General features: G+C 60.3%; 16 protein-coding genes and 1 riboswitch. Of the genes, 10 read left to right on the top strand and 6 right to left on the bottom strand.

Annotated elements, in window-relative coordinates:
* The first annotated feature begins 25 nt into the window (after nt 1-25).
* On the top strand, nt 26-1441 hold the full coding sequence (locus FGO67_RS01410; RefSeq protein ID WP_203298956.1) for an aldehyde dehydrogenase family protein: 1416 nt from the start codon (nt 26-28) through the stop codon (nt 1439-1441).
* Between the two features lie 123 nt (nt 1442-1564).
* Here FGO67_RS01410 and FGO67_RS01405 read toward each other — a convergent pair whose 3' ends face one another.
* The gene (locus tag FGO67_RS01405; protein WP_338039520.1) at nt 1565-2146 is read right to left on the bottom strand and encodes a QsdR family transcriptional regulator; all 582 of its coding nucleotides are present in this window, start codon (nt 2144-2146) and stop codon (nt 1565-1567) included.
* A gap of 55 nt (nt 2147-2201) precedes the next feature.
* Between FGO67_RS01405 and FGO67_RS01400 the strand changes: the two genes are divergently transcribed.
* The 4 genes from FGO67_RS01400 to msrB all read left to right on the top strand — a co-directional run bounded on the left by FGO67_RS01400 (nt 2202) and on the right by msrB (nt 6789).
* Entirely contained in the window at nt 2202-3179 is a 978-nt protein-coding gene (locus tag FGO67_RS01400) for an NAD(P)H-dependent flavin oxidoreductase (protein ID WP_203298955.1), read from the top strand.
* 155 nt (nt 3180-3334) lie between these two features.
* Nucleotides 3335-4036, top strand: a complete 702-nt coding sequence (locus tag FGO67_RS01395; protein ID WP_203298954.1) for a response regulator transcription factor — start codon at nt 3335-3337, stop codon at nt 4034-4036.
* 3 nt (nt 4037-4039) lie between these two features.
* The gene (locus tag FGO67_RS01390) at nt 4040-5509 is read left to right on the top strand and encodes a sensor histidine kinase (RefSeq protein WP_203298953.1); all 1470 of its coding nucleotides are present in this window, start codon (nt 4040-4042) and stop codon (nt 5507-5509) included.
* Nucleotides 5510-5604: 95 nt separating this feature from the next.
* The gene (msrB, locus tag FGO67_RS01385; protein WP_203298952.1) at nt 5605-6789 is read left to right on the top strand and encodes a peptide-methionine (R)-S-oxide reductase MsrB; all 1185 of its coding nucleotides are present in this window, start codon (nt 5605-5607) and stop codon (nt 6787-6789) included.
* 36 nt (nt 6790-6825) lie between these two features.
* On the opposite strand, the gene FGO67_RS01380 is transcribed toward msrB, so the two are convergent.
* The 4 genes from FGO67_RS01380 to FGO67_RS01365 form a co-directional block, all read right to left on the bottom strand.
* Nucleotides 6826-7551 carry a 3'-5' exonuclease gene (locus FGO67_RS01380; RefSeq protein WP_203298951.1) on the bottom strand — a complete coding sequence of 242 codons (726 nt, stop codon included), beginning with the start codon at nt 7549-7551 and terminating at the stop codon, nt 6826-6828.
* Nucleotides 7541-9418: a putative nucleotidyltransferase substrate binding domain-containing protein gene (locus FGO67_RS01375; protein WP_203298950.1), complete on the bottom strand. Its 1878-nt coding sequence runs from the start codon at nt 9416-9418 to the stop codon at nt 7541-7543. The genes FGO67_RS01380 and FGO67_RS01375 overlap by 11 nt, the downstream gene beginning before the upstream one ends.
* 116 nt (nt 9419-9534) lie before the next feature.
* Nucleotides 9535-12504 (bottom strand): parallel beta-helix domain-containing protein, encoded by a 2970-nt coding sequence (locus FGO67_RS01370; RefSeq protein ID WP_203298949.1) that lies wholly within the window; start codon nt 12502-12504, stop codon nt 9535-9537.
* A gap of 23 nt (nt 12505-12527) precedes the next feature.
* Nucleotides 12528-14972 carry an amidohydrolase family protein gene (locus FGO67_RS01365; protein ID WP_203298948.1) on the bottom strand — a complete coding sequence of 815 codons (2445 nt, stop codon included), beginning with the start codon at nt 14970-14972 and terminating at the stop codon, nt 12528-12530.
* Between the two features lie 340 nt (nt 14973-15312).
* Nucleotides 15313-15537: riboswitch (cobalamin riboswitch) on the top strand.
* A gap of 138 nt (nt 15538-15675) precedes the next feature.
* Here FGO67_RS01365 and FGO67_RS01360 point away from each other — a divergent pair.
* From FGO67_RS01360 to FGO67_RS01340, 5 genes are read left to right on the top strand one after another with little or no spacing between them, the layout of a single operon-like run.
* Complete coding sequence (locus FGO67_RS01360; RefSeq protein ID WP_238942131.1) at nt 15676-17478, top strand: TonB-dependent receptor domain-containing protein; 1803 nt, start codon at nt 15676-15678, stop codon at nt 17476-17478.
* Nucleotides 17479-17507: 29 nt separating this feature from the next.
* Nucleotides 17508-18440, top strand: coding sequence for a cobalamin-binding protein (locus tag FGO67_RS01355; protein ID WP_238942130.1), 933 nt, complete (start codon nt 17508-17510; stop codon nt 18438-18440).
* Entirely contained in the window at nt 18427-19401 is a 975-nt protein-coding gene (locus FGO67_RS01350; protein ID WP_420844487.1) for a FecCD family ABC transporter permease, read from the top strand. Before FGO67_RS01355 ends, FGO67_RS01350 begins: the two co-directional genes overlap by 14 nt.
* A gap of 3 nt (nt 19402-19404) precedes the next feature.
* On the top strand, nt 19405-20172 hold the full coding sequence (locus tag FGO67_RS01345; RefSeq protein ID WP_203298946.1) for an ABC transporter ATP-binding protein: 768 nt from the start codon (nt 19405-19407) through the stop codon (nt 20170-20172).
* 38 nt (nt 20173-20210) lie between these two features.
* Nucleotides 20211-20879: a DNA-3-methyladenine glycosylase I gene (locus tag FGO67_RS01340; RefSeq protein ID WP_203298945.1), complete on the top strand. Its 669-nt coding sequence runs from the start codon at nt 20211-20213 to the stop codon at nt 20877-20879.
* 52 nt (nt 20880-20931) lie between these two features.
* Here FGO67_RS01340 and FGO67_RS01335 read toward each other — a convergent pair whose 3' ends face one another.
* Complete coding sequence (locus tag FGO67_RS01335) at nt 20932-22680, bottom strand: ArnT family glycosyltransferase (protein ID WP_203298944.1); 1749 nt, start codon at nt 22678-22680, stop codon at nt 20932-20934.
* Nucleotides 22681-22688: the final 8 nt, after the last annotated feature.

Genomic DNA, 22688 nt, shown 5'->3' with positions numbered 1-22688 from the left:
TGGTGGGTAAGTCAGGAGCAAAGGCATGAACGATCTGAGCAGGAACTACATCAACGGACAGTGGGTTGATTGGCGCGGTGACACCCTGGATGTCCACGAAGCCGCCACCGGTGAGGTGATTGCCAAGGTGCCGTCGTCCAACCGTGCGGTTATGGAACAGGCCATTGCCGCCGCCCATGACGCCTTCGACACCTGGTCAGAGAGCACGCTGGAACAGCGTCTGAAAGTGCTGGAACAACTGCACGAGGGCCTGACCGCCCGCAGTGACGAGATCGCTGAAACCATCTGTCGGGAAGTGGGCATGCCCATCAAACTGGCCACCGGCATACAGGCCGGGCTGCCCGCCACCATCACCAAGAGCTACCTGAAACTGCTGCCGGACTTTGCCTTTACCGAGCAGGTGAAGAATTCGGAAGTGCAGTATGCACCGGTGGGCGTGGTGGGCTGTATCACGCCGTGGAATTACCCTCTGCACCAGGTCATCCTGAAAATCGTGCCGGCTATTGCTGCCGGTTGCACGGTGGTGCTGAAACCCTCCGAGATCGCTCCCCAGAGTGCTTACATCCTCGCGGAGATCCTCGACGGCACCGATCTGCCCAAAGGGGTCTTCAACCTGGTCTGTGGTTTGGGTGAAACGGTAGGGGATACCCTGATCAATCATCCGGACGTGCGCATGGTGTCGTTCACCGGCTCCACTCGCACCGGTAGTTTGATTGCCCACGCCGCTGCGGAAGATTTCAAACGCTTTGCCCTGGAAATGGGCGGCAAGTCCGCCTCGGTGGTGCTGCCAGACGCCGATCTGGCGGCCGCCGTTAAGGGCACGGTTAACAACTGCCTGCTCAACTCCGGGCAAACCTGCACCGCGTTAACCCGCCTGCTGGTGCCAGCGGATCGGCACGATGAGGCCTGTGAGCTGGCGGCCGCCGCAGTGGCCAAAATGACCCCGGGTAACCCGCTGGAAGAAACCACCCGCCTGGGGCCGCTGGCCTCCGCGCAACAGCGCGACAAGGTGATGGATTTCATCAAGCTGGGTATCGAAGAAGGCGCCACCCTGGTGGCTGGTGGCCCGGACGCACCGCAAGGCTGTGATCAGGGCTACTTCGTGCAGGCCACGGTATTCGGCAACGTAAAACCCGACAGCCGGCTGGCCCAGGAAGAAATCTTCGGACCAGTGCTGAGCATTATCCCCTACACCGACGAAGCCGAGGCCATTTCCATTGCCAACGGCACCGCCTACGGTCTCTCTGGTGCCGTCTGGTCGGCTGACCAGGACAACGCCAAGCGTGTTGCGAGCAAGCTGCGCACCGGGCAGGTGTTCGTCAACGGTGGCGCTTTCAATCCCCAGGCGCCGTTTGGCGGCTTCGGCCATTCCGGCATCGGCCGCGAATTCGGCAAATGGGGCCTGGAAGAATTCCTGGAAGTGCGCTCGCTTCAGTTGTAACGCCAGAAGCCGGCTCGGCACCCGGGGTGGGGTGCCTTTTCTGCCGGGAAAAAGATGTCTGAGCGCAGCGAGTTATTTTTCCCAGAAGAAAAGATACCGCGCCTCGGGGGCCAGACTCCTAACTCAGGCCTTGCCACCCAGCAGTATGCGAACAGCGGTACACGCATCCTCCAGCTCCTCATCCCGTGGCTCACGACCACCCAGGATGTCGCTGTACAGGCAGGATTCGGCCAGCCGGACCATGAAGTAAGACAGGCTTTCGATGTTCATTGGCGGCGTGATCTGGCCCCGAGCGACCTGATCTTTCAGCAGCCGGGTGTTGGCCTCAACGGTGCGGCTGCGCAGAGTGGACTGGGACGAGGTAAGAATTTTCAGCGCGTACTCCGGATCCTGGTGGATGAACTGCCGCAGGGGCCCGAAGTGCAGCACGGTGGAATTGATGTGCCGATAGACACCCACCACATAGTCGATCCCGGTGCCGGGGGTGGCTCTGAGCGCCTCCTGGCGCAGCGGATCGTACAGCGACCAGAGGACGTCACCGATTAGCAGGTCCTTGTTGCCCACCCAGCGAAACAGGGTGGCCCGGCCAATGCCGAGCTCGTCCGACAGGGCAGCAAGGTGGATGCGTTCGCCCTTGAGCCACATGCGTCGGGCCCGCTTCAGAGCGTCCGCCGGTGTTGCTCGGGTTGGTGTTTGCTCGGTCACTGAAACCTCATGTGGTGATTTGCAGCCATTCTAAACACAAAAAAGGAAAGCCGCTATGAAGACCAGAATCACTGAAATGTTCGGCATGCGCTACCCGATTATCCAGGGCGGTATGCATCACGTGGGCTATGCCGAGCTGGCCTCGGCCGTCTCCAATGCCGGCGGTCTGGGAATCATCACTGGCCTGACCCAACCGACGCCTGAGGATCTGGCCCGGGAAATCGCCCGCTGCCACGAAATGACCGACCAGCCCTTTGGCGTCAACCTGACGTTCCTGCCGTCGTTCAATACACCGCCGTATCCAGAGTATATTGACGCCATCATCGCCGGTGGCGTCAAGGCGGTGGAAACCGCCGGCCGCAGCCCGGAACAGTACATGCTCCAGCTCAAAGCGGCAGGCATCAAGGTTATCCACAAGTGCACCTCGGTACGCCATGCCCTCAAGGCTGAGCGTATCGGTTGTGATGCCGTCAGTGTTGATGGCTTCGAGTGTGGCGGCCACCCGGGCGAGGACGACATTCCCAATTTCATCTTGCTGCCCCGGGCTGCCGAGGAACTGACCATTCCGTTTGTGGCGTCCGGTGGCATGGCCGATGGCCGCAGCCTGGTTGCGGCCATGGCCTTGGGCGCAGAGGGTATGAACATGGGCACGCGCTTTCTGGCGACCAAGGATGCCCCGATTCACGACAACGTCAAACAAGCCATCGTCGAAGCCGATGAACTTCAGACCAAGCTGATCATGCGCAACCTGCGCAACACCGAGCGGGTCATGAAGAATGCCGCGGTCGAGGAAATTATCCGGATCGAAAAGGAAAAGGGCGAGGCCGAAACCATCGACGACATCCGCCATCTGGTTACCGGTGTAAAAGGCCGGCTGGTGCTGCAGGAAGGTAAGATGGACGAGGCAGCCTGGAGCTGCGGTATGGTGGCCGGCCTGATTCACGACATTCCCAGCTGTGACGAGCTGATCAGCCGGATCATGGCCGACGCCGAGGAAATTGTTCGCAAGCGTCTGACCGGCTTCCTGGCCTGACCCCGGAACTGATCCGGCCCCCTCAAAGGCCCAATCACGCCCGTTCGCTCCCGCGCGGGCGTGAAGGTTTTGTGAACTTTCCGAGCTACACTGACGTCAACGCCGGGCACTGCTGACATTCGCCGTCCGGTTTTCGTTAGCAAGGTCCGGATCCCATGACACGAACCGTATTAATTATTGAGGACAACCCGGGAATCGGCGAGCTGGTGCGTATGCAGGTCACCGACCTGGGTATGAACGCCATTCTTGTCGATCGCGGTGATGATGGCCTCGAACGTTTTAATCAGGGCGGGATTGATCTGGTGATCCTGGATCTGATGCTGCCGGGACTGGACGGGCTTGGGGTCTGCCGAGGTATTCGCTCCAGTCCGGGCTATGTGCCGGTGCTGATGCTGACCGCCAAGAGCAGTGAACTGGACCGGGTGCTCGGGTTGGAAATGGGCGCCGATGACTACCTGACCAAACCTTTCAGCGTGGCCGAACTGGCGGCGCGGATCAAAGCCCTGTTTCGTCGGATTGATGCCCTGTCGGCCAAGCCGGAACCGTCGCCAGAGGCCGAGCAGGTGGCAGTCGACGGCCTGCGGGTGGATCCGGTTCGGCGCCGGGTCTTTGTGGACGACCGGGAAGTGGATCTGACTGCCCGGGAGTTCGATCTGCTCTGGCACTTTGCCTGTCATCGTGGCCGGGTGTTCAGCCGGGCCCAGCTGCTTGATGCGGTCTGGGGTTATAACCACGAAGGCTACGAACACACCGTTAATACCCACATCAACCGGCTCCGCAACAAAATCGAAACCGACCCGGCCGCGCCCCGCTACGTGCAGACGGTTTGGGGTGTCGGTTACCGGTTTATGGACTGACCCATGGCGCCATCGTTATTTCGCACTCTCTATGCCCGGCTGGCCCTGGGCCTGTTCCTGCTGCTGGTGATCGTTGGCGGCCTGTTTACCATGCTCAGCCTGTACTCTGTCCGGGAATACACCGGTGCCGTCTATCAAGAGCTCAACCGCGATCTGGCCAGCAATCTGGTTGCCGACCGCAACCTGGTCACCGGCGGCGAGCTCAACCGGACCGCGCTCAAGGAGCTGTTCGGGTTGTACATGACCATCAATCCGAGCATCGAGATCTACCTTCTGGACCGGCAGGGCCGCATCCTGTCCTATTCGGCAGATCCCGATAAAATAAAACGCAACCGGGTTTCCCTGGCCCCGATCCAGACCCTGCTCGAGGATCCAGGCGCTTACCCTCTGCCGGGCGACGATCCGCGTAGCCATGATCGGCGCAAGGTGTTTTCGGTCACACCGGTGCCCACGAACGCCAACCCGACCGGTTACCTATATGTGGTGCTGCGCGGTGAGGAGTACGACGCCGCCGAGAGCATGGTACACAGCGAACGGCTGCTGCAAATGGGCGCGGGTGCGCTGGCGGTGAGCCTGTTTGTGGGCCTGCTGGCAGGCCTGGTGTTTTTCCGCCTGTTGACCCGGCGCTTGTCCCGGTTGACCGAGAGGGTGGAGCGCTTTGAGGCGGGTGACGGCGAAGCTGGTCCCAAGGCTGAGCGCTTGCCGCAGCAGGGCGATGACATTGATTATTTGGCGGTGCAGTTTGAACAGATGGCCCAGCGCATTGCCAGCCAGCTCGACCTGCTCAAAGACAAGGACCATCAGCGCCGGCAACTGGTGGCGCAGGTGTCACACGATCTGCGCACCCCCCTGGCCTCTATTCAGGGCTATCTCGAAGCCCTGCAGATGAAGCAGGACGATCTTAGTCCGACCGAGCGCGGACGCTTTCTGAAGGTCGCGCTGGCGGAGACTCATCGCCTGGGCCGGCTGGTGGATGAGCTGTTTGAGCTGGCGGCGCTGGAGGCCCGGGAAAAACAGCCGATGCCGGAGCCATTTCTGGTTGCCGAGCTGGTGCACGATGTGGTGCAGAAACATCAGCCCGAAGCCGAGCGGGCCGGTGTGGCCCTGACCATTGCAGCCGCCGATCCGGTAATGGTGCGGGCGGACATTGCCATGACCGAGCGAATTCTCGATAACCTGATCAGTAATGCCGTCAGCCATTCCCCCGCCGAAAGTCAGGTGACCCTGGCGGTGCAGGCTGCAGATGGCGGCGCTCGTGTCACCGTGGCGGACGCCGGCCCGGGCATCAACGAAGATGACCTGGCCCAATTGTTCGAACCCTTCTACCAGGCCGCCAATGCTGCCCGCACTGGCCATGCCGGCTTGGGTCTGGCCATTGCCCAGCGCATGGCGCAACTGCAAAAAGGCGAGCTATCGGTGCAAAACGGCGCGTTTGTCGGTGCCGAGTTCCAGATCTGGCTGCCTGAAAAATAAACCTGTCTCGTTATAGATTCGTAAGAAACACCAGAAGGTTTTGTGAAGGCACCACGTTAGGCTGGGGTCAGCAAACCAGTCACAGGAGATAAAGTATGAAAGGCAAATTGATGGGCATGGCCACCGCGCTGTTATTGGGCGCTGCAGGTACGCTTGCGTTGACCCATGCCAGTGCCGAGACGCGTGCCGAAAAAGACACCGAGTTCGCGCCCAATAACCCGGAGCTGGCGGTTGCCACCTTTGCGGGCGGTTGTTTCTGGTGCGTGGAATCCGGTTACGAGAAAATTCCTGGCGTGGTTGAGGCGGTCTCCGGGTACGCCGGTGGTGAAGAGTCCAACCCCAGTTACAAGCAGGTAGCATCCGGACAGACCGGTCATACCGAAGCCGTGCAGGTCTACTACGACCCGGATCAGATTACCTACGAAGGCCTGCTGGCGGGGCTGTGGCGGATGATGGACCCGACCGACGCCAATGGCCAGTTTGTCGATCGGGGCCAGCAGTATCGTCCCGCCATCTTCTATCACGACGCCGAACAGAAGCGGCTGGCAGAAGCGGCCAAGGCTGAGTTGCAGGCCTCTGAGGTCTACGACAAGCCAGTGGTGATTGAGATTGTGCCGTTTACCCAGTTCTACACGGCGGAGAAGTACCACCAGGATTACTACAAGAAGAACCCTGTGCGGTACAACTTCTATACGTTCAATTCCGGCCGCTATCAGTTCATCGAGAAGGTCTATGGTGAAGACTACGAGCTGGATTTCTCCCAGTACCAGCCTGGCGCAATGACCAAGACTTCCAACTCCGCGGCGGGCGCAGGCTTCGATGCCCAGAGCTTCGTGAAACCGGACCGCGAGGTATTGAAGCAGCGGCTGAGCGACATGGAATTCGAGATCACTCAGGAAGACGGCACCGAACCTGCGTTCAACAACCGTTACTGGGACAACAAGGAACCCGGTCTGTACGTGGACGTGGTGTCGGGTGAACCACTGTTTTCATCCCGGGACAAGTACAAGTCCGGTACTGGCTGGCCGAGTTTTACCAAGCCCATCGAGCCTGGTGTTGTGGTGGAGCGTGAAGATAATTCGTTCTTCATGACCCGGATCGAGATTCGCAGCCGCCACGCCGATTCGCACCTGGGCCACGTATTCAACGATGGTCCGGCGCCGACCGGTCTGCGCTACTGCATGAACTCTGCAGCGATGGAATTCATTCCGCTGGAAGAAATGGAAGCGCGGGGCTACGCCGAGTACATCGATGACGTCACCGGTGGTCAGCGCAGCTAATGCTCTACAACTAACAGTCGCAACCCATTCCCACCGTTATAACCAGAGGTCCTGGACCGGGGCCTCTGGTCCGAAGTGATGATAGATCTGCGCCTGCAACAGCTCGGCCGTCGCGATAGCGTCGATCAGGGCATTGTGGGCGGCGTAATGGGGCAGGCCGTAGCGAGTGCGGCTGTCGGCCAGCCTGATCGACACCGGTTTTTGGCCCCGGAATTGTTGCCACCGGGTCGGGCGCCGGTTTGGGTGCAGGTGCGCCTCAATGGCCATGGTATCCAGCACCGGAAACTCAATACCTTCTCCAAGCCGCCATCTCAGGGCAACGTCCAGGAATCCCCGCTCAATACTGCGATAGTGCACCACCGGAATCCGGCCCCGGAGCATTTCAAACATCGGGTCCAGGATGTCTTCCAGATCCGGTGCCTTGGCGATGTCGGCATGGGTGATGCCGTGGATTTCGATGGATGTCTGATGGAGCGGCAGGCGCGGCCGAACCACCCAGTGCCGGCCGGCCCCGAGCTGGATCCCCTTCAGGGTAAAGGGCACCAGCCCGACACTGACGATGGAGTGCTGGTCCGGGTTCAGGCCGGTGGTCTCGAAATCCATAGCCACCATCGGAACGTCGCTGATGGGCGTATCCGGGGCAATGCAGCCGGCCTCGTAATACTCCTTAAGCAGCGGGTGCAGGGCTTCCCCGGCCAGAGCACCAAAACGCTCGGACCAGTCGGGGGTTTGGGTGGAGACCACGGCTGCTTTACTGGACATTGCGTCCCACCCCGGCGTTGTAGCGGAAGCGCAGGAATTTCTGGGCATTGCTGACGACCTGGAAGGCGTCTTTCAGATGGCTGCGCTCAAACGGCGACAGATCTTCCGGACGCACGTTATTGTCGGGATCCCGGCCCTCCTCAATGGCTATGGCCTGGTGTCGGATCCGGACAATGGCAATGAACTCCAGAGCATCCCGCAGGTTACCCAGATCATCATCAAGCAGCAGCTTGGTGTTGCCGATGGCTCTCAGGCGTTCGAACGAGTTCTGGGCACGGGAGCCACAGGCCAGGGCGTGCACCCGGATAAGATCAGACAGCGGCGCGGTGCCCCGGCGTTTCAGGTTAAAACTCTTGCGCTGCTGGCCGTCCTCTTCCAGCACAAAGCTGCGGAAGAAGCCGATCGGCGGCGTCCGGTTCAGGCTATTGCGGGCCATCATGGTGAGGAAACGCTGACTGTTGCTGGCTTTTTCCGCCACCAGGGTCTTCAGGTCTTCGGCGAAATCGGTTTTACCGTAGATCCCGTCCAGGTCGAAGAAGATGTTGCTGTTCAGCAGCGCCTCGGCCTTGGGGTTCTCAATCCAGTCGGTGAAGTAGCCCTTCCAGACATTCAAGGGCTGGCGCCATTTCTGGTTGGTGGCCATGATGTCGCCGGTGCAGTATGTGTAGCCGCATTCGGCCAGACCGTCGCTGACGAATTTTGCCAGCGCCAGGAAGTACTCATCGTGCTCCTTGGGGTTGAAGCTGTCGTCCAGGATCATCGCGTTATCCTGGTCAGTGACCACCAGCTGTTCGTCCCGGGCCATGGAACCCAGTGCCATGAAGCAGTAGGGAACCGGAGGTGGCCCCAGTTTCTCCTCGCCCAGCTCCAGTAGCCGTTGGGTAAAGCTGCGCCCTATGCCGGCCATGGCGCTGCCGATCATGTGGGAGTTGGCGTCCTCGTTCACCATTCGGACAAAGCTGTCGCGCACGTCCCGGCTGATTTTCTGCAGGCCCCGAACATCCTGCTGGTGGTAGATGTTGCTGACCAGGTAGAGACTGCTCTGGCTCTCGTACTTGACGATGTCTGACAGCGCAATCACGCCGCGAACCTCGTGTTTGTCCATCACCGGCAGGTGGTGCACGTTGTTGTGCAGCATGGTCAGCATAGCTTCGAAGATAAACGCGTTGTCGCGGATGGTAATCAGATCTTCGGACATGATGTCGCTGATGGGAGTTTCTGAGGGCAGGGCTTCGGACAGTGCCCGGGTGCGCAGATCCCGGTCGGTGATGATACCTTTCAGATCGTTATGCCCTTTGTTCTCCTCCATAAGCAGCAACGCCGAGACGCCCTGGTCGGTCATGATCCGGGCCGCTTCCTGCAGGCGCACCGTGCAAGGTGCCGAGACTGGCTCCCGGGTAATCAGACGAGTGACACGGGACGTCATCAGTTCATTCGACTTCTCTCGGCGAGAAAGCGCCGATCGAAGCCGGGAGTTGTCCTCAACTTCGACAAAATCGGCGAAGTTGTCGTCGTTTTCGAACAGAAGTCGGAAGATTTCCTCAGGAAATCGGTAGATCAGGGTGTCTTCCAGGGCCTTGGCGGGGAAACGCACCTTCTGATGCATCAAAAGGCCGAATTGGCCGAACATCTCACCCTCGCCGATGCGGTTGTACAGCTCACCGGAGCGCCGGTAGATTTCCACCGCACCGCTGCGGATGTAGTACAACCAGTGGTTGGCCTTGCCAAATTCCAGGATCCTGGTGCCGGCGCGAAAATACTCTACCTCGATGGTGCCGACCACCCGGTCGAGCAGTTCCTCGGGCATCTCATCAAACGGCGGATAATTGGCCATATGGTTTCGGATGTCGATGAGCTCTGCCTGCATGCAAGTAATCCCTGGTTAAATCGCCGATAGAAAGATGCAGGCCTCAATATAGCAGGGGCACAGGCGGGAGCAAAAAGACGGAGGCCGCGGACGCGGCCTCCGGAGGGATTAGACGGTCAGTTCGGCAAGGATTGGAAGATGCTGCCGTTGCTGCAGGCATCGCCGTTGCTGTAGTCGCTGTCGACGACGTTGTTGATCCATTGGCGGAGAAGCTCTACGCCCTCCTCATGAGCAACGCTGCGGGCAATAGGCGGCATGCGTCGTTGCGGGTCGTTGTCGCTGGCCAATCTGCATTCGACGATTGAGCTACCGGCGTCGCCCGGCACGACGATGTGCTGACGACCACAGGAGCCGCCGCCCGTGGCAGTTGGTTTCTTGCAGATCCCGTAACCGGCATCAACCTCGCGGAAATGATCCAGGTAATAGCCGGTGTTGGAGGCTGCGCCGCGATCGTTGTGGCAGTGTTGGCAATTCACCTCGAGGTAAGCTCGCAGGCGAGCCTCGACATCTTCGTCGGAACCTGCTGTTGCTCCGCTGTCACCAGGCTTGTTCCAATGCGGCAGCCGTTCGATGTTGGTCGCGACACCCTGGCCATTCAACTGCAGGTCAGGAACGTTAGTCAGCACGCCCTGCTCGACCCAGTATTGGAGCTGGTTGACCTGGGGGAATCCGCCCTGACCACGGGTGCCCATGAATGAAGACTCGGGGACATAGGCACGGTTCATGTTACGAGGCTTGGGGCCGATCGGCGCCGATCCGGACTCCTGGTCGTCGTTGCTGTGGCAGGTGATGCACTGGTTGGCATTGGGGATTGCGTAGGCGTCGGTTGAGCCGGTCAGCAGCTCGCCACTGACATCGTCCTGATAATGCCAGCTGACAGCCCGGATGCCGCCCTCGGGAGCCAGTCGTGTGACGGCCTGGCCATTGCTGTCGGTTTCCCAGATGTAGGTCAGTCCGTCCCAGAACGCGCCGCCTGTCGAGCTGGTACGCTTGATTAACAACCGGGTCTCGACCAGCTCCTCTGTGCCCTCGCTTTCATCGGTGAAGGCAAAGGTCTTGGCCAGTACCGTGCCATTCGGGAAGTGAATGGTGCCGTTCAGGTTGTTGCCTTCCTGGCCGTCCCGGTACACCGCCCGTGTGCCGGGTGGCATGAAGGCGACCCGGTACTTGGTGGCGTAGTCGGAGAACAGTTTGCTGTTGAGGACATAGGGCAGCCCGTTGTCATTCGGGTTGCTGCGTGGATCCTGGGGATCGGCGAACAGATTGTACTGGTCCAGCCTTGGGCAGTTGACGGCCATTGCGTCCCAGTTCACCTGGCCGGAGCGAACAGGTTTGTTGCACAGTCGGTCAATTTTCGCCTCGCTTGGCGCTGGGTCCACAGCTCCGCTGCGCTCGAAGGGTGGGATAGTCACTCGTGGCAGCGGTGGCAGCAGCTTGCCAAAGCGGGCCTGACAATCGTGTACCGACGGATCGGTGTCGCCAATGGCACCGTCGACGCCGGCGAGCACCGATTGCAGGCCTTCGAGGCTGAGGATGCTGGTGTCTTGTTCGGCCGCAGCCAAAGCCAGTTCAAGGCCCTGGGTGCCGTGGAAGTTCAGATAGGTCTGGCCTTCTCCCTCAAAGTCGTTGTGGTGGAAGCAGGAGCCCCATTGCGGCTGTTTCCGATTGGCCTGGCTATCAAACTTGTAGGCGTTGTAATGACAGGCCGGGTTCGGGTGCTCATTGGTGTGGACGGGTTTGCCGCTGCTGTCCTGGGGCACCGGTTGGCCATTGGCATCCACTGGGTAGGGGCAGTCGGCATCCAGCTCGTCCAGCAGGCCGTCCCAGACGATGTGAGCGCCCTTACCCGGGTTGGTGATGTTTTTGAGCCCGATCAGGGTCGGCAGCACGCTTTCAACCTGGCCCTCCAGCAATACCCTCTCATAATTTGGCGGCGGCAGATCGTAGCCGGAATTGCGCATGACGTTGCCATGAATATGCAGGCCTTCCGTGTAGGGATCGAGCTTTTTATCGGTCGTCTTGCCTTTGCCGTCGATCAGCTCGTAGCTGGCGTAGATGATGGCAGCGGTGCTGTGGTCCTCGAAGGTGTTATTGACGATCTCGATGTTGTCATAACCGAGGGTCAGGAAGCCGGTGCCCCGTGGTACTGCGGATACCAAGCCACTGTGGGCGAAGTTGTAGGTGTTGTTGTTGCGGGCAATGTTGTTGAGCATCACCGAAGTATCGCCGTACTGGGTGATGTTCTCCAGGTCGTAGATCAGGAAACCGCCGGTGTTGCATTCCGCCAGGTTATTGTCGTACTCGCCACCCTGCACGTTCTCGATTTCAAAGCCCATGACGTTGTAGACCGCGCGGCTGTTGCGGATGATCGCGGTGTTGGTCTGGCCGACATAGATGCCGGCGTCCGAGGCGCCCACCGACTCGGCGTTGTCGACCAGGATGTTTTCCGATTCCACGGGATAGATGCCGTAACGACCACTGGCGGAACTGGGCACGTAATCCGGGGTTGGGTCGCCCGGGTTCATGGGCGGCTGGGTGCAGGCGACCTGAAGCCGCTCGGTGTAGTTACTGGCGCTGACCGGCTCACCACCGCCTGACCAATAGGCCCGCACATTGAGCAAGGTGCCCCATTTAACCCCTTTGAGCTTGAATGCATCGCCGGGGGAGTCGGCGATGGTCAGATCACGCACAGTGATACCGCGAACGTTCAGCGCTTCAAGGCCGGTGACGTTATCGCTTTCGCGGAACGACAGCACAGTTTCGTCCCTGCCGCAGCCTTTAACGATCACGTCTTCGGTGGCCTGGATCAGCAGGCCGTGTTCGAGCTCGATAAATCCGCAGTCGAATTCAAGGGTGTCGCCGGGGCGAAGCTGAATCATGGCGCCGACCATCTGGCGGGTGGCATCCGGACCCGCCTCGACAAAAAATGTCCGGCCCTCACTGAAGGGAGTATTCGGCGTTGTGGGTCGTGAGGACGACGAATCGCCACCCCCGAAGCAACCAGCCAGCAGCAAGCTGGCGGCCACTGTGGTCAGCAAAGCAGGTGCTTGGGACCCCTGGCGCCGAAAAAGGTTTCTTGTTGTCATTAGTCAGTCTCCGGTTAATTGATTCACTGAGGCGCGTTCTCAATGCGCTCCCACATCCGCAGGTAGGCTTCTGCAGACGTGAACAGCTGGTTAACGGCGTCGTCGATCTGCGCCGGCGAACGATCGCTGTGGCGGATCATGTCCTCAATCTGGTCGGGATAGAGGCCGTAGTGGGCCACGCCCCGGCCGTCGTACAGGCCAAACTCTCGGTCACCGGTGCGTTGTTTGTGGAATCGCACGCGACCGTCAACCGAGGTGAATGGGTAGAGCGACGTGTCGTCGGATGGACTGCCTGAGTTGGAGGCAAGCTGGGCAATGCCATTGACGTCAGAGGCAAAGCCGGCGCCGCCAAAGGGCCCGACCTTGAATTCGGCAGGCCGGGGTCGGTTACCATCCCGGGTCAGCTTGTCGACCCAGTTTCCCCGAGTGCTGCCAAAGGACGCGCTGATGCCGCCCTGGGCGGCGATGCGGTCACGCAAGGCCTCGGTGCCACCCCAGCCGCCGTGGCTGTTTATGACCGGGTAGTTCAGGGGTTTGGTCAGGGCCAGGATGCGGGCGGCGGCCTTTCGGCTGATGTGATCGGTCTCGATCATCATCTTGCGTTTGATCAGTTCCTGAATCAGGAAGTCGCCAAGATCACTCAGACCCCGCTGGTTGCAGTGCTGGTCGGTTCCGCGCCGTGGATCCAGAGCCGCCATCTCCTCCGGAGTCTCGGGGAAACGGTCGCCCACGTAGTCAATCTGGAACAGCAGTTGGTCGATCAGGCCGAAAGGCTGAAGCGATGGGTTCTGGTCCGGTTCATTACCGGTGTATTCCACTTCCTCCGGGCAGGATTCGAACTCGATGGGGTGGCCGGTCTCAAGTAGGTTGCCGCCATAGAGAATGGCTCCGATACCGACACCGCTGGAAAGATCTGGCAGGTGGCCACCGAACGCATTGTCGAACTTGTGCACCGGGAAAATGTTGCGAACCCCCAACCGATAGAGCTGATCGAGGCGCTCAACAATATCTTCACGCGTGCATTCAGCGACACCAAGGAACTCGCCGCAGCGGAATATCTTGGACATTTCAATACCCAGCACCACTGCCAAATGCCCGTCTGCAATGGCCTCCCGGGCCTGACTGGCGCTGGTGACTATGCGGAACCAGCCGAGTCCCGGGCCTCCGTGCTGGGCGTCGATGTAATCCTGCATTTCGTACATGCGCTGGATCTGCAGCAGGATGGCCTCCATCGGATCACAGTCGTTCTTCTTCTGGGGATTGATCCGGCAGAGCACTTCGTTGTGAACCAGGTGGTTCACCAGAATCTTCATACCGGACAGGTGTGCCCGCTCCAGCCAACGGTAATAACTTTGATGGTGTTGCAGTGAGTTGTGACGGGGCCAGTCATTGAAGCTCGGCCAGCCCTGGGTGTCATGGAGGCCGATGCCAGAGGTGGCCAGCTCAACGAAACCGGTTGCACCCCAGGGACCGTGTACCGCCTCGCAGTCCTCCAGGGCATGGGTGACCCCGAACCGATGGAACGGCGCACCGTAGTTGACCCTGCCGCCGATGAATTCATAGGCTGAGATGTGTGAGTGCGTGTCGACGAAGCCGAACACGTCGTCGTGGTCAATGCCTGGCACTTTTCGGAATCGCTTTACCTCCTTCAGGTAGGTGGCAGGGCCGGCATCGCTCAGCAGCTCGGCGTTGAGTTCGGCTTCCGGGTAGCTATCGCAGCCCTGGGCTGGAATCAGACGGAATTCATTGCTGGGGCCGGCCAGGGAAGGCGAGGTCAGTGTCAGGTTGCCGTCGTCAACTCCGAGCAATAATCCGGTCACCTCTGAGGCCAGGGAAAAGCGGTCGTCCCCGGAAGGGTTCAGTCGCCACACCGCGAGGTCGCTGGGGGCATGGATCATGGCAAGTGCTGGCGCCACCGTGATGTCGCCGGTTCGGTAGCCGGCCTCCTCCAGGTTTTCGCCCAGCTCCCTTAGGAGCCCTCCCAGCGGTGCAATCGGGTCCAGCACCAGATTGGTGGTGTCGCCCAGGCCCGCAACCAGGTAGCTGAGTTCGCCGACGAAAGAGCCGCCGGTGTCCAGAAATTCTCCGGCAGGATCGCTGATGCCGAGAAGGTCGAAATCGCCGGTTTCGCCGGCGTTGCGCTGGAAGCCGGATAACAGCAGATAGGACCCCAGCGCGGTCGGACGCAGGAAAAACGGCGTCGCTTGGCTGGCGTCTTTGGTGAGGCGGTAAGCGTCGCTTTGCGGCTCGGCGGTCACAAAGTGCCCGGAGGCTTCGAATGCGTAGCACCCATTGGCGAAACTGAATCTGTCGACGTCGCCAGGGGTATCCGGTTTGTTGGCCGGTGCCGGGTCGGCCGGGCTGCTCGACTGAGTTTGGCTGGCGGTTTCGTCATTTCCCCCGCCCTTGCAGGCAGGGAGGACAAGGAGGCTGGCCGCAATCAGTAGGGTGGTTACAGATTTTGGCATCAGGACTCGGTTACTGTGTTTCATCGGGCACTCTCGAAATGTTCTCGGACGCAGACATCACGTCGGCTCGTTCTTGTTTTGGCGCTCAACAGGTGCATCGACTGAGCAGGGCTGTGCAAAAAATCGACACTGTTTTTAGCATGAAGAACAAAGTGTGATTTAGATCACCTTGGGCCAATTAGAAGTTGATGATTTACAGGTTTTGTGGCGCAGGATAGGCACCGTGGGCGTAGCCAGCGATATGGCAGCGCAAAAGCAGTCTGGGCGGGAGCTTGTTTTTGGCCCGATCGGCATCGGTGTTAGCGGTATTTCGTTGACCCTTTAACGCTCTGTTGCTAGCCTTGCGCCACTTTTTGCAGGTGTCCGTCGCATAGCGCGACGGGTGAAACGGGAAATCGGTGTATCCGGCTTTTAGCCGGCCAGTCCGATGCTGCCCCCGCAACGGTAAGCAGGATAACGGCAATCTGACGCGCCACTGTGCTTCGGCATGGGAAGGTGATTGCCCGGGAACCCTTCATGGGGTCCGCCTGCAAGCCCGGAGACCGGCCCGCAAAAACACCCGAAGTTGCGGTGGGCGACTGTGGGTGGGCGACTTCCCGGTTTCGAGCCTCCTTGCCAGACCACCGCCTGCCCCTGTCTACCTGTTCCGCAGCAATAACGATAATTCCCGTGCGGGTGCGCGCGGAATACGGAGCAAGTACACATGGCTAGTTGTCCTTTTCCTGCCAAGATCGCAGGTCTTTCTCTTATTACCCTGCCTTTCGCTGTTGCAGCTGAGACCAATAAAGACCCGGACCTGATGGATCCCATTGTGGTCACGGCCACGCTTGGCCCGAAAACGGTGGGTGAGAGCCTGTCGTCGGTTACCGTGATCGAAAACGAAGAAATTCGGCGTCAGCAGCCAAAGGAATTTCGCGAGGTGATTGCCTCCCAGCCCGGTGTGTCAGTGACGGGTAATGGCTCTTACGGCAAACAGACCAGCGTATTCCTGCGCGGTAACGCTTCGGACGCCTCAATCTTGCTGGTTGATGGCATTCGAATCCGCTCGGCCACAGTGGGTGGCCCGGCCTGGCAGTATCTGCCCCCGCAACTGATTAATCGGGTGGAAATTGTCCGTGGCAGCCGCAGCAGCCTTTACGGTGCCGACGCCGTCGGTGGTGTCGTGCAGGCTTTTACCACGCCAACCCAGGATGGCACTCGGGGCTGGCTGAATGCCGGCGCTGGTAATCTCGACAGCCAACAGTACGGTGCTGGCTTCTCATCGGTGGAAGGCGGCTCCCGCATTAATGTGGCCACCAATTATTTCCGCACTGACGGCGCTCCGGTGATCGAAGGCGGCGATGACAAGGGTTACGACAACACCTCCGGCGTGGCCAGTGCCAGCCACGAGTTCAGCAACGGTGTGCGGGCCGGCTTTACCTTCCTCGGTGCCCGGGGTACCACCGAATACGACGGGGGTGAAGAGGACTACCTGTTCCAGACCGCGGGCGTGAACCTGGAAGTACCCATTACCAGCACCTGGCGCTCCGTGGTCCAGTTCTCCGATGCCCGCGACGAGCTCGAGGACTTCAGCAGCTTTCCGGGTGAGTTCAACACCCAGACCCGCAGTTCCCGCCTGGAAAATTGGTTTACCGTTGGCACTCATGAGCTTGTGCTCGGCGCTGAGCATCTGGTGGATCGGGTCGACAGCACCACCAACTACGACGAATCCAGTCGCTCCAACACGGCAGTATTCGGCCAGGCCTTGCTGAACTTTGGACCGTTGGATGCCCACTTTAGCCTGCGCAACGACGACAACGAAGCGTATGGCAAGGAAACCACCTGGGGTGCCGGCCTCGGTTATGAGCTTGATCGCAACCACCGGGTACGGGCCAGCGTTGGTACATCGTTCAAGGCGCCCTCCTTTAATGATCTTTATTTCCCAGGATTTGGCAATCCGGACCTTGAACCGGAGAAAGCCAAGAGCTACGAAGTCGGTATTGAAGGCCGTTACGTGCGCTGGTTCTGGGATATGGCCGTATTCCATACTGATGTAGAGGATTTGTCCCTGCCGTCACAGGATGCCGCCGGCAGCGTGCCAGAGGCCCGTCTTCGGGGTGTCGAACTCAGTGGTGGCTGGCAGGCACAAGGCTGGACGCTGAAGGCGGCGGCCACGGTTGGCGACTATGAGAATGCCGAGGATGACCAGCAGCTGATCCGCCGGGCGGAAAACACCGTGCGGGTGGATCTGGACAAGGAGTTGGGTCGTTGGGTGCTGGGTACCACCGTGCGCGCCGAGAGCGAGCGCTATGAGGATCTGTTCGGCATCGGGCGCGAACGCATCGCCGGTTTTGGCGTCTGGGATCTGCGGGCGTCCAGGGAAATGGCACCGGGTTGGTTGGCCTCACTAACAGTGGATAACGTTTTGGACCGGGAATACAGCACGGCCAAGCGTTTCGATAACACCGACTTCATCAGCGCTGGCCGTACCGTGTTCCTGTCGGTACGGTATGATTTCGTTCAATAACAGGATTTAACAGCGCGGCGGGAGCCAGCATGGAGACTCCGGAATATCGGCAGATAGCGTTGGGTCGTGGCACCAGAGCGATGCTGGCGGCCGCCTTGCTTATGACGCTGATGCTGCTGGCGGGCCGGGTCTGGTCTCAGCCTGAGGCCTGCGTTGACGACGCGCAGGATCGTCAGCTGTGCCTGGCCAGTCCGGCTGAACGGGTGGTGTCGTTGTCTCCCGGCGCCACCGAATTGTTGTTCAGTGCCGGCGCTGGTGACCGGGTGGTGGCGGTCAGTGCCTGGAGCGACTACCCGCCCGAGGCAGCTACCCTGCCTCAAGTTGGCGACAGCAATCGGCTGGATCTGGAAGCGATCGTCGCGTTGCAGCCGGATCTGGTGGTGGCCTGGATCGATGGGAATTCCAGGGCCCAGCTGGAGAAACTGAGCGCCATCGGCATCAACGTATTCTGGCTGGCTCCCCGTCGTTTTGAAGACATCGCACAGGCGGTTGAGCAGCTGGCCCAGCTCACCGGGCAACTGGAGTTGGGCCGGCAGCGTGCGGCCAATTTTCGCAAAGGGCTGTCGGAACTTCAGGCGGAGTATGCCGATGCCCGTCCAATCCGGGTGTTCTTCCAGGTCTGGGATCAGCCGCTCATGACGGTGAACCACGAAGAGCTGATCAGCAAAGCCATAACCCTGTGTGGCGGTGTGAATGTGTTTGCCGATTTGCCCCGACTGGTACCCAGAGTCAGTGCCGAGGCCGTAGTGATGGCCAACCCAGACGCCATTGTGACTTCGGGCCAGGACAGCAGTGATCTGTCGGGGCTGGCTCGCTGGCAGCAGTTTCCGGAGTTGGCGGCGGTGAAGAGCGAGAATTTGTTTGTTGAGCCGCCGTCACTGCTGGCGCGGCCAACTTTTCGCATGCTGGATGGCACTCGACACCTGTGCCAAACCCTGGAGCGCGCCCGTGCCACTCTCTAGCACTCTGCGCCCGCTGATCGTGCTCGCCCTGATTAGTGTTGTGGCGATGGTGATCTCCGTGAGTATCGGCTCCAGTGCCATGGAGCTGGGCCAGACTCTGGCGGTGCTGACCGGCGGCGGCACCGAACTGCAACAGACCCTGATCCTGGACTTGCGTTTGCCGCGCACCCTCAGTGCATTTGCGACCGGCGGCTTGCTCGCCGTGGCCGGCGCCCTGATGCAGGTGTTGTTGCGCAATCCCCTGGCAGATCCCTACGTGCTCGGGCTGTCCGGCGGTGCCGCGGTCGGTGCCTTGCTGGCCATGCTGGCGGGTGTCGCCGGAATTGTAGTTTCCGGCTCGGCATTCGCCGGTGCCATGCTGGCCACCCTGCTGGTGTTTGGATTAGCTCACGGCACGGGCAGCTGGACGCCCTCCAGACTCTTGCTCACCGGGGTTGTAGTGGCCTCCGGCTGGGGCGCCCTGATTACCCTGATTCTTGCGATGACACCGGCGAGCCGGTTGCCGGGCATGCTGTATTGGCTGATGGGTGATTTGTCTCACGCTGGTACTCCTGCGCCGGCGTTGATCATTCTGGTGTTGGTCTGCCTGCTGGTGTTTCCTCTGGGGCGTTCGCTGAACGTGCTGGCTCGGGGACCAATGCAGGCTGCCGCCCTGGGCGTGTCGGTGCGGCCTTTGGAGTGGTTGATCTATCTACTGGCGAGCATTCTCACGGCGACAGCCGTAACCATGGCCGGAAGCGTTGGCTTTGTTGGCCTGGTGGTGCCGCACATGCTCAGGTTGGTGCTGGGCAACGATCAACGGTTGATCCTGCCGGCCTGCGCGCTGGCCGGTGGTGGCCTGCTGGTGCTCGCCGATGCCCTGGCCCGGGTGGTGATTGCGCCGGAACAATTGCCGGTGGGTGTGATCACGGCGCTGGTGGGGGTGCCCACGTTCCTGTACCTGTTGTATCGGAGCCGATGACCCATGACAGACCTGACCACCAGCGAACTGATCATCGACATTCCCGACCGCCCATCGGGTCAGCCGCTGAACCTGAGTGTGGAGCCGGGGCAGGTATGGGGTGTGCTTGGGCCTAACGGTGTTGGCAAGACAACCTTGCTGCACACGCTGGCCGGCCTGCGCCAACCCAGGGACGGCCAGGTATTGCTGGATGAACAGCCAGTGACCAGGATGAAACGCAAGCAGCTGGCGCGGCATCTTGGCCTGGTGTTTCAGGATCGTCAGGATGGTTTCCCGGCCACGGTCCTGGAAACGGCCCTGATTGGCCGCCACCCCTGGATGATGCCCTGGCAGATGGAAACCCAAGCTGATGTGGACTTGGCCGAGCAGGCGCTCGAAGCCCTCGACGTGATCCATCTCCGGGATCGGCTGGTACACACACTGTCCGGTGGTGAGCGCCAGCGCGTCGCCATTGCTACCCTGATGACCCAGGCACCCGGACTCTGGCTGCTGGACGAACCCACCAACCATCTGGACCTGCACCACCAGGTTGCGACCATGGGCCTGCTGACCGGGCAGGCTGCTGCCGGCCACACCATATTCATGTGCCTGCACGACCTCAATCTGGCCGCACGCTGGTGTGATCATCTGTTGCTGCTATACCCCGGCGGCGAGGCCTGCTGGGGGCCGTCGCAGAGCATGCTGGTTCCAGCGGCCCTGGAACAGCTGTACGGTCAGAAACTGGTGACGGTAGAGGCTGACGGCGCGCCCGTGTTTGTACCGGCCAGGTAATTAGCCGGACCTTTCAAGATCGTATTTGGAGGCACGCAATGAGCTTTGCCAGAATTTATCAGCAGGCCGCGGACCGTAAGGGCGGTGAAAAAGCGTTGCAGGCCCTCCTGCCGCCCCTGGCTGAGCCAGGGCAATTGGAGGCGCTGGGCGACGACCGGTACCTGTCGGAGATAACCCGATGCATCTTCAAAGCCGGTTTTGTCTGGCGGGTGATCAACCGGAAATGGCCCGATTTTGAGGCAGCCTTCGACGGATTTGTACCGATCTACTGGCAACAGGTGCCGCCAGAGGTGCTGGAGGACCTGGCCCAGGATGAGCGAATCGTTCGCAACATGCAGAAAATCCGCACCGTTCCGGACAATGCCCGCATGATCGTCGATGCTGCCCGGGAGCACGGCAGCTTTGGTGCCTTTCTTAGCCAATGGCCATCAGAGGATCAAGTCGGCTTGCTGCTGTGGCTCAAGCGCAATGGTGCCCGGCTGGGAGGCGCGACCGCTCAGTACTTTCTGCGCAACGTCGGTTGGGACGGCTTTATTCTGTCCCGGGATGTACTTGCCGGCCTGCGACGGGAAGAGCTGCTGGACGCCACGCCCGGCAGCAAAAAGGCACTGACCCAGGCTCAGGAGGCGTTTAACGAATGGCATAAGGAGACTGGGCTGCCCTACAGTCACCTGTCGCGAATCCTTTCTTACACGGTCGAGAGCTAGTCTTTTCTTCGGCTAATATAGGCGGATGCGGTTTCAGGCTCGGTGGACCTTTTCATTCCAGCCATGAGCCAGGCGTTTGGGTGGTGAACTGACGCACCTTTGCCGGTGGGGCACAGTTTGGACGCCTTTGATCCGGGCCCAGTAACCGCCAGCGCTCACGGTGGGCGACGCCCAGGTCCCGAGCACCGTCGTAGGTGAAACAGGTGAGGCTCAGCCCTTCTTCTGCCAGGACGTAGCGTCTATCGCCGCCTTCCATCCAATACCAAGCGTTGCGCTCTTCTTCCTCTAATCCAGAGAAGTAGCTGAAGTGAACGAAATCCAGCTTGGAAAACAGGATAAATTGTTCGCTAAAGTTGATCATGCCGAGCTGGGCGCCAGGGGGCAGTTGCTGTTCGGCGGCCGCCAGAATATTCCGGGGCGTGCGCAGGGGTTCCAGAATTCGATAGCCCCAGGTAGACAGCAGCAGCCAGCTCACCATCATGGCCAGGAATAGGCGCCCCAGGGGGCGGGAACGCCAGAAGCCGATCAGACTAGCCAGCCACACCAGGCCCATAGTGAGCACTAGGCTGCCGGCCTCGTGTAACCGGGCGGGATCACGGCTGTAGTCGCTGACCTTTTCGACCAGCTTTGGATGGTCGTTCCAGGCCAATACGCCCAGGGTGACCAGCGCCGCCGCAATCAGCACATGCGAGCCCGTCAGTATAGGTGGGAACCATCGGGCCGGGCGGTGCGTGCTCAGCGCCGGCGCCAGTGCCAGGGCGAACATGGGCAGTGCTGGCAGCAGATACACCCCCCGTTTGCCCGGACTGATGCTGAAGAACAGGATCACCAGCGCCACCCACGCCAACTGGACCAGCACCACCGGGCGATGCCGGATGGCGTCTACCAGCGGCTGCAAAAGCGCCAGCAGAATCAGTGGCAATGGGAACCAGAGCGCGGGAATGACGCTGGTGAGGTAGTAATACCAAGGCTGAAGATGGCCCCAGGAATCGACGTAGCGCTCCCCGGTCTGCTTGAACAGGATGTTGTTCTTATAGGCCAGCGCTTCTTCGGTGCCCAGACCATTCACATACAGCACCATGGGTACCAGCCAGGTAGCTACAACGGCGAACATGGCGACGGGCCCCAGGGCGCAACGCCAGGTCATGGCTCCTTGAAAACGGTTCGGATCCCGGACGTGGAGTGCCAGTAGTGGCAGCATCATCAAGGCGGGCAGAAAACCGACGCCCTTGGTGATAATCCCTAACCCCATAAATGCCCAGGCAACAAAGTACCAGCCCCAGGCGGGGCCGGTGAAAAAATGCCGGATCAGGCCGTAGCAGGCAACGGTGATCCAGCAGGCGACCATGGCATCGATCTGGGCCTTCTGGGCCTGGACCAGGAATTGCGGCGCCAGCATCAGCAGCATCACCGCAATGGCGCCGGTGCGCTGGTTCCACAGGCGGGTGCCCAGATCGTAAACCAGGCCAACGGTTAACAGGCTGCACAGGGCATTGGGCAGCAGAAAGGCGACTTTCAGGTTGCCGGTGAGCCAGTAGAAAAATGCGATGCTCCACATGAACACCGGGGGTTTGTCCGGATAGAACTCGCCGCCACGCATGGGGATCATCCACTGGCCGGAGGCCACCATTTCCCGGGCGACCTCGGCAAAGCGGGGTTCATCGGCGGGCCAGGGCGAGCGCAGGCCAATGCCGGTGGCGATCATCACGGCGGCAAAGGTTAGCAGCAGGAGCAGTAGCCGGTTGCGCGAGAGATTAAACAGGTAGTCCGGAAACTGTCGGAAATACGGCGATGCGGGCATGGAGTGAT

The sequence above is a fragment of the Marinobacter sediminum genome (genome assembly GCF_016820575.1).
In the GTDB taxonomy this organism is placed as follows: Bacteria; Pseudomonadota; Gammaproteobacteria; order Pseudomonadales; family Oleiphilaceae; genus Marinobacter; species Marinobacter sediminum.
This window is presented reverse-complemented; position numbering and strand designations above follow the sequence as displayed.

What these genes read in the sequence shown, in the direction of transcription:
- FGO67_RS01410 (WP_203298956.1), top strand. Translation starts at nt 26, where the DNA reads ATGAACGATCTGAGCAGGAACTACATCAACGGACAGTGGGTTGATTGG.
- FGO67_RS01400 (WP_203298955.1), top strand. Translation starts at nt 2,202, where the DNA reads ATGAAGACCAGAATCACTGAAATGTTCGGCATGCGCTACCCGATTATC.
- FGO67_RS01395 (WP_203298954.1), top strand. Translation starts at nt 3,335, where the DNA reads ATGACACGAACCGTATTAATTATTGAGGACAACCCGGGAATCGGCGAG.
- FGO67_RS01390 (WP_203298953.1), top strand. Translation starts at nt 4,040, where the DNA reads ATGGCGCCATCGTTATTTCGCACTCTCTATGCCCGGCTGGCCCTGGGC.
- msrB (WP_203298952.1), top strand. Translation starts at nt 5,605, where the DNA reads ATGAAAGGCAAATTGATGGGCATGGCCACCGCGCTGTTATTGGGCGCT.
- FGO67_RS01380 (WP_203298951.1), bottom strand. Translation starts at nt 7,551, where the DNA reads ATGTCCAGTAAAGCAGCCGTGGTCTCCACCCAAACCCCCGACTGGTCC.
- FGO67_RS01375 (WP_203298950.1), bottom strand. Translation starts at nt 9,418, where the DNA reads ATGCAGGCAGAGCTCATCGACATCCGAAACCATATGGCCAATTATCCG.
- FGO67_RS01370 (WP_203298949.1), bottom strand. Translation starts at nt 12,504, where the DNA reads ATGACAACAAGAAACCTTTTTCGGCGCCAGGGGTCCCAAGCACCTGCT.
- FGO67_RS01365 (WP_203298948.1), bottom strand. Translation starts at nt 14,972, where the DNA reads ATGCCAAAATCTGTAACCACCCTACTGATTGCGGCCAGCCTCCTTGTC.
- FGO67_RS01360 (WP_238942131.1), top strand. Translation starts at nt 15,676, where the DNA reads ATGGCTAGTTGTCCTTTTCCTGCCAAGATCGCAGGTCTTTCTCTTATT.
- FGO67_RS01355 (WP_238942130.1), top strand. Translation starts at nt 17,508, where the DNA reads ATGGAGACTCCGGAATATCGGCAGATAGCGTTGGGTCGTGGCACCAGA.
- FGO67_RS01345 (WP_203298946.1), top strand. Translation starts at nt 19,405, where the DNA reads ATGACAGACCTGACCACCAGCGAACTGATCATCGACATTCCCGACCGC.
- FGO67_RS01340 (WP_203298945.1), top strand. Translation starts at nt 20,211, where the DNA reads ATGAGCTTTGCCAGAATTTATCAGCAGGCCGCGGACCGTAAGGGCGGT.
- FGO67_RS01335 (WP_203298944.1), bottom strand. Translation starts at nt 22,680, where the DNA reads ATGCCCGCATCGCCGTATTTCCGACAGTTTCCGGACTACCTGTTTAAT.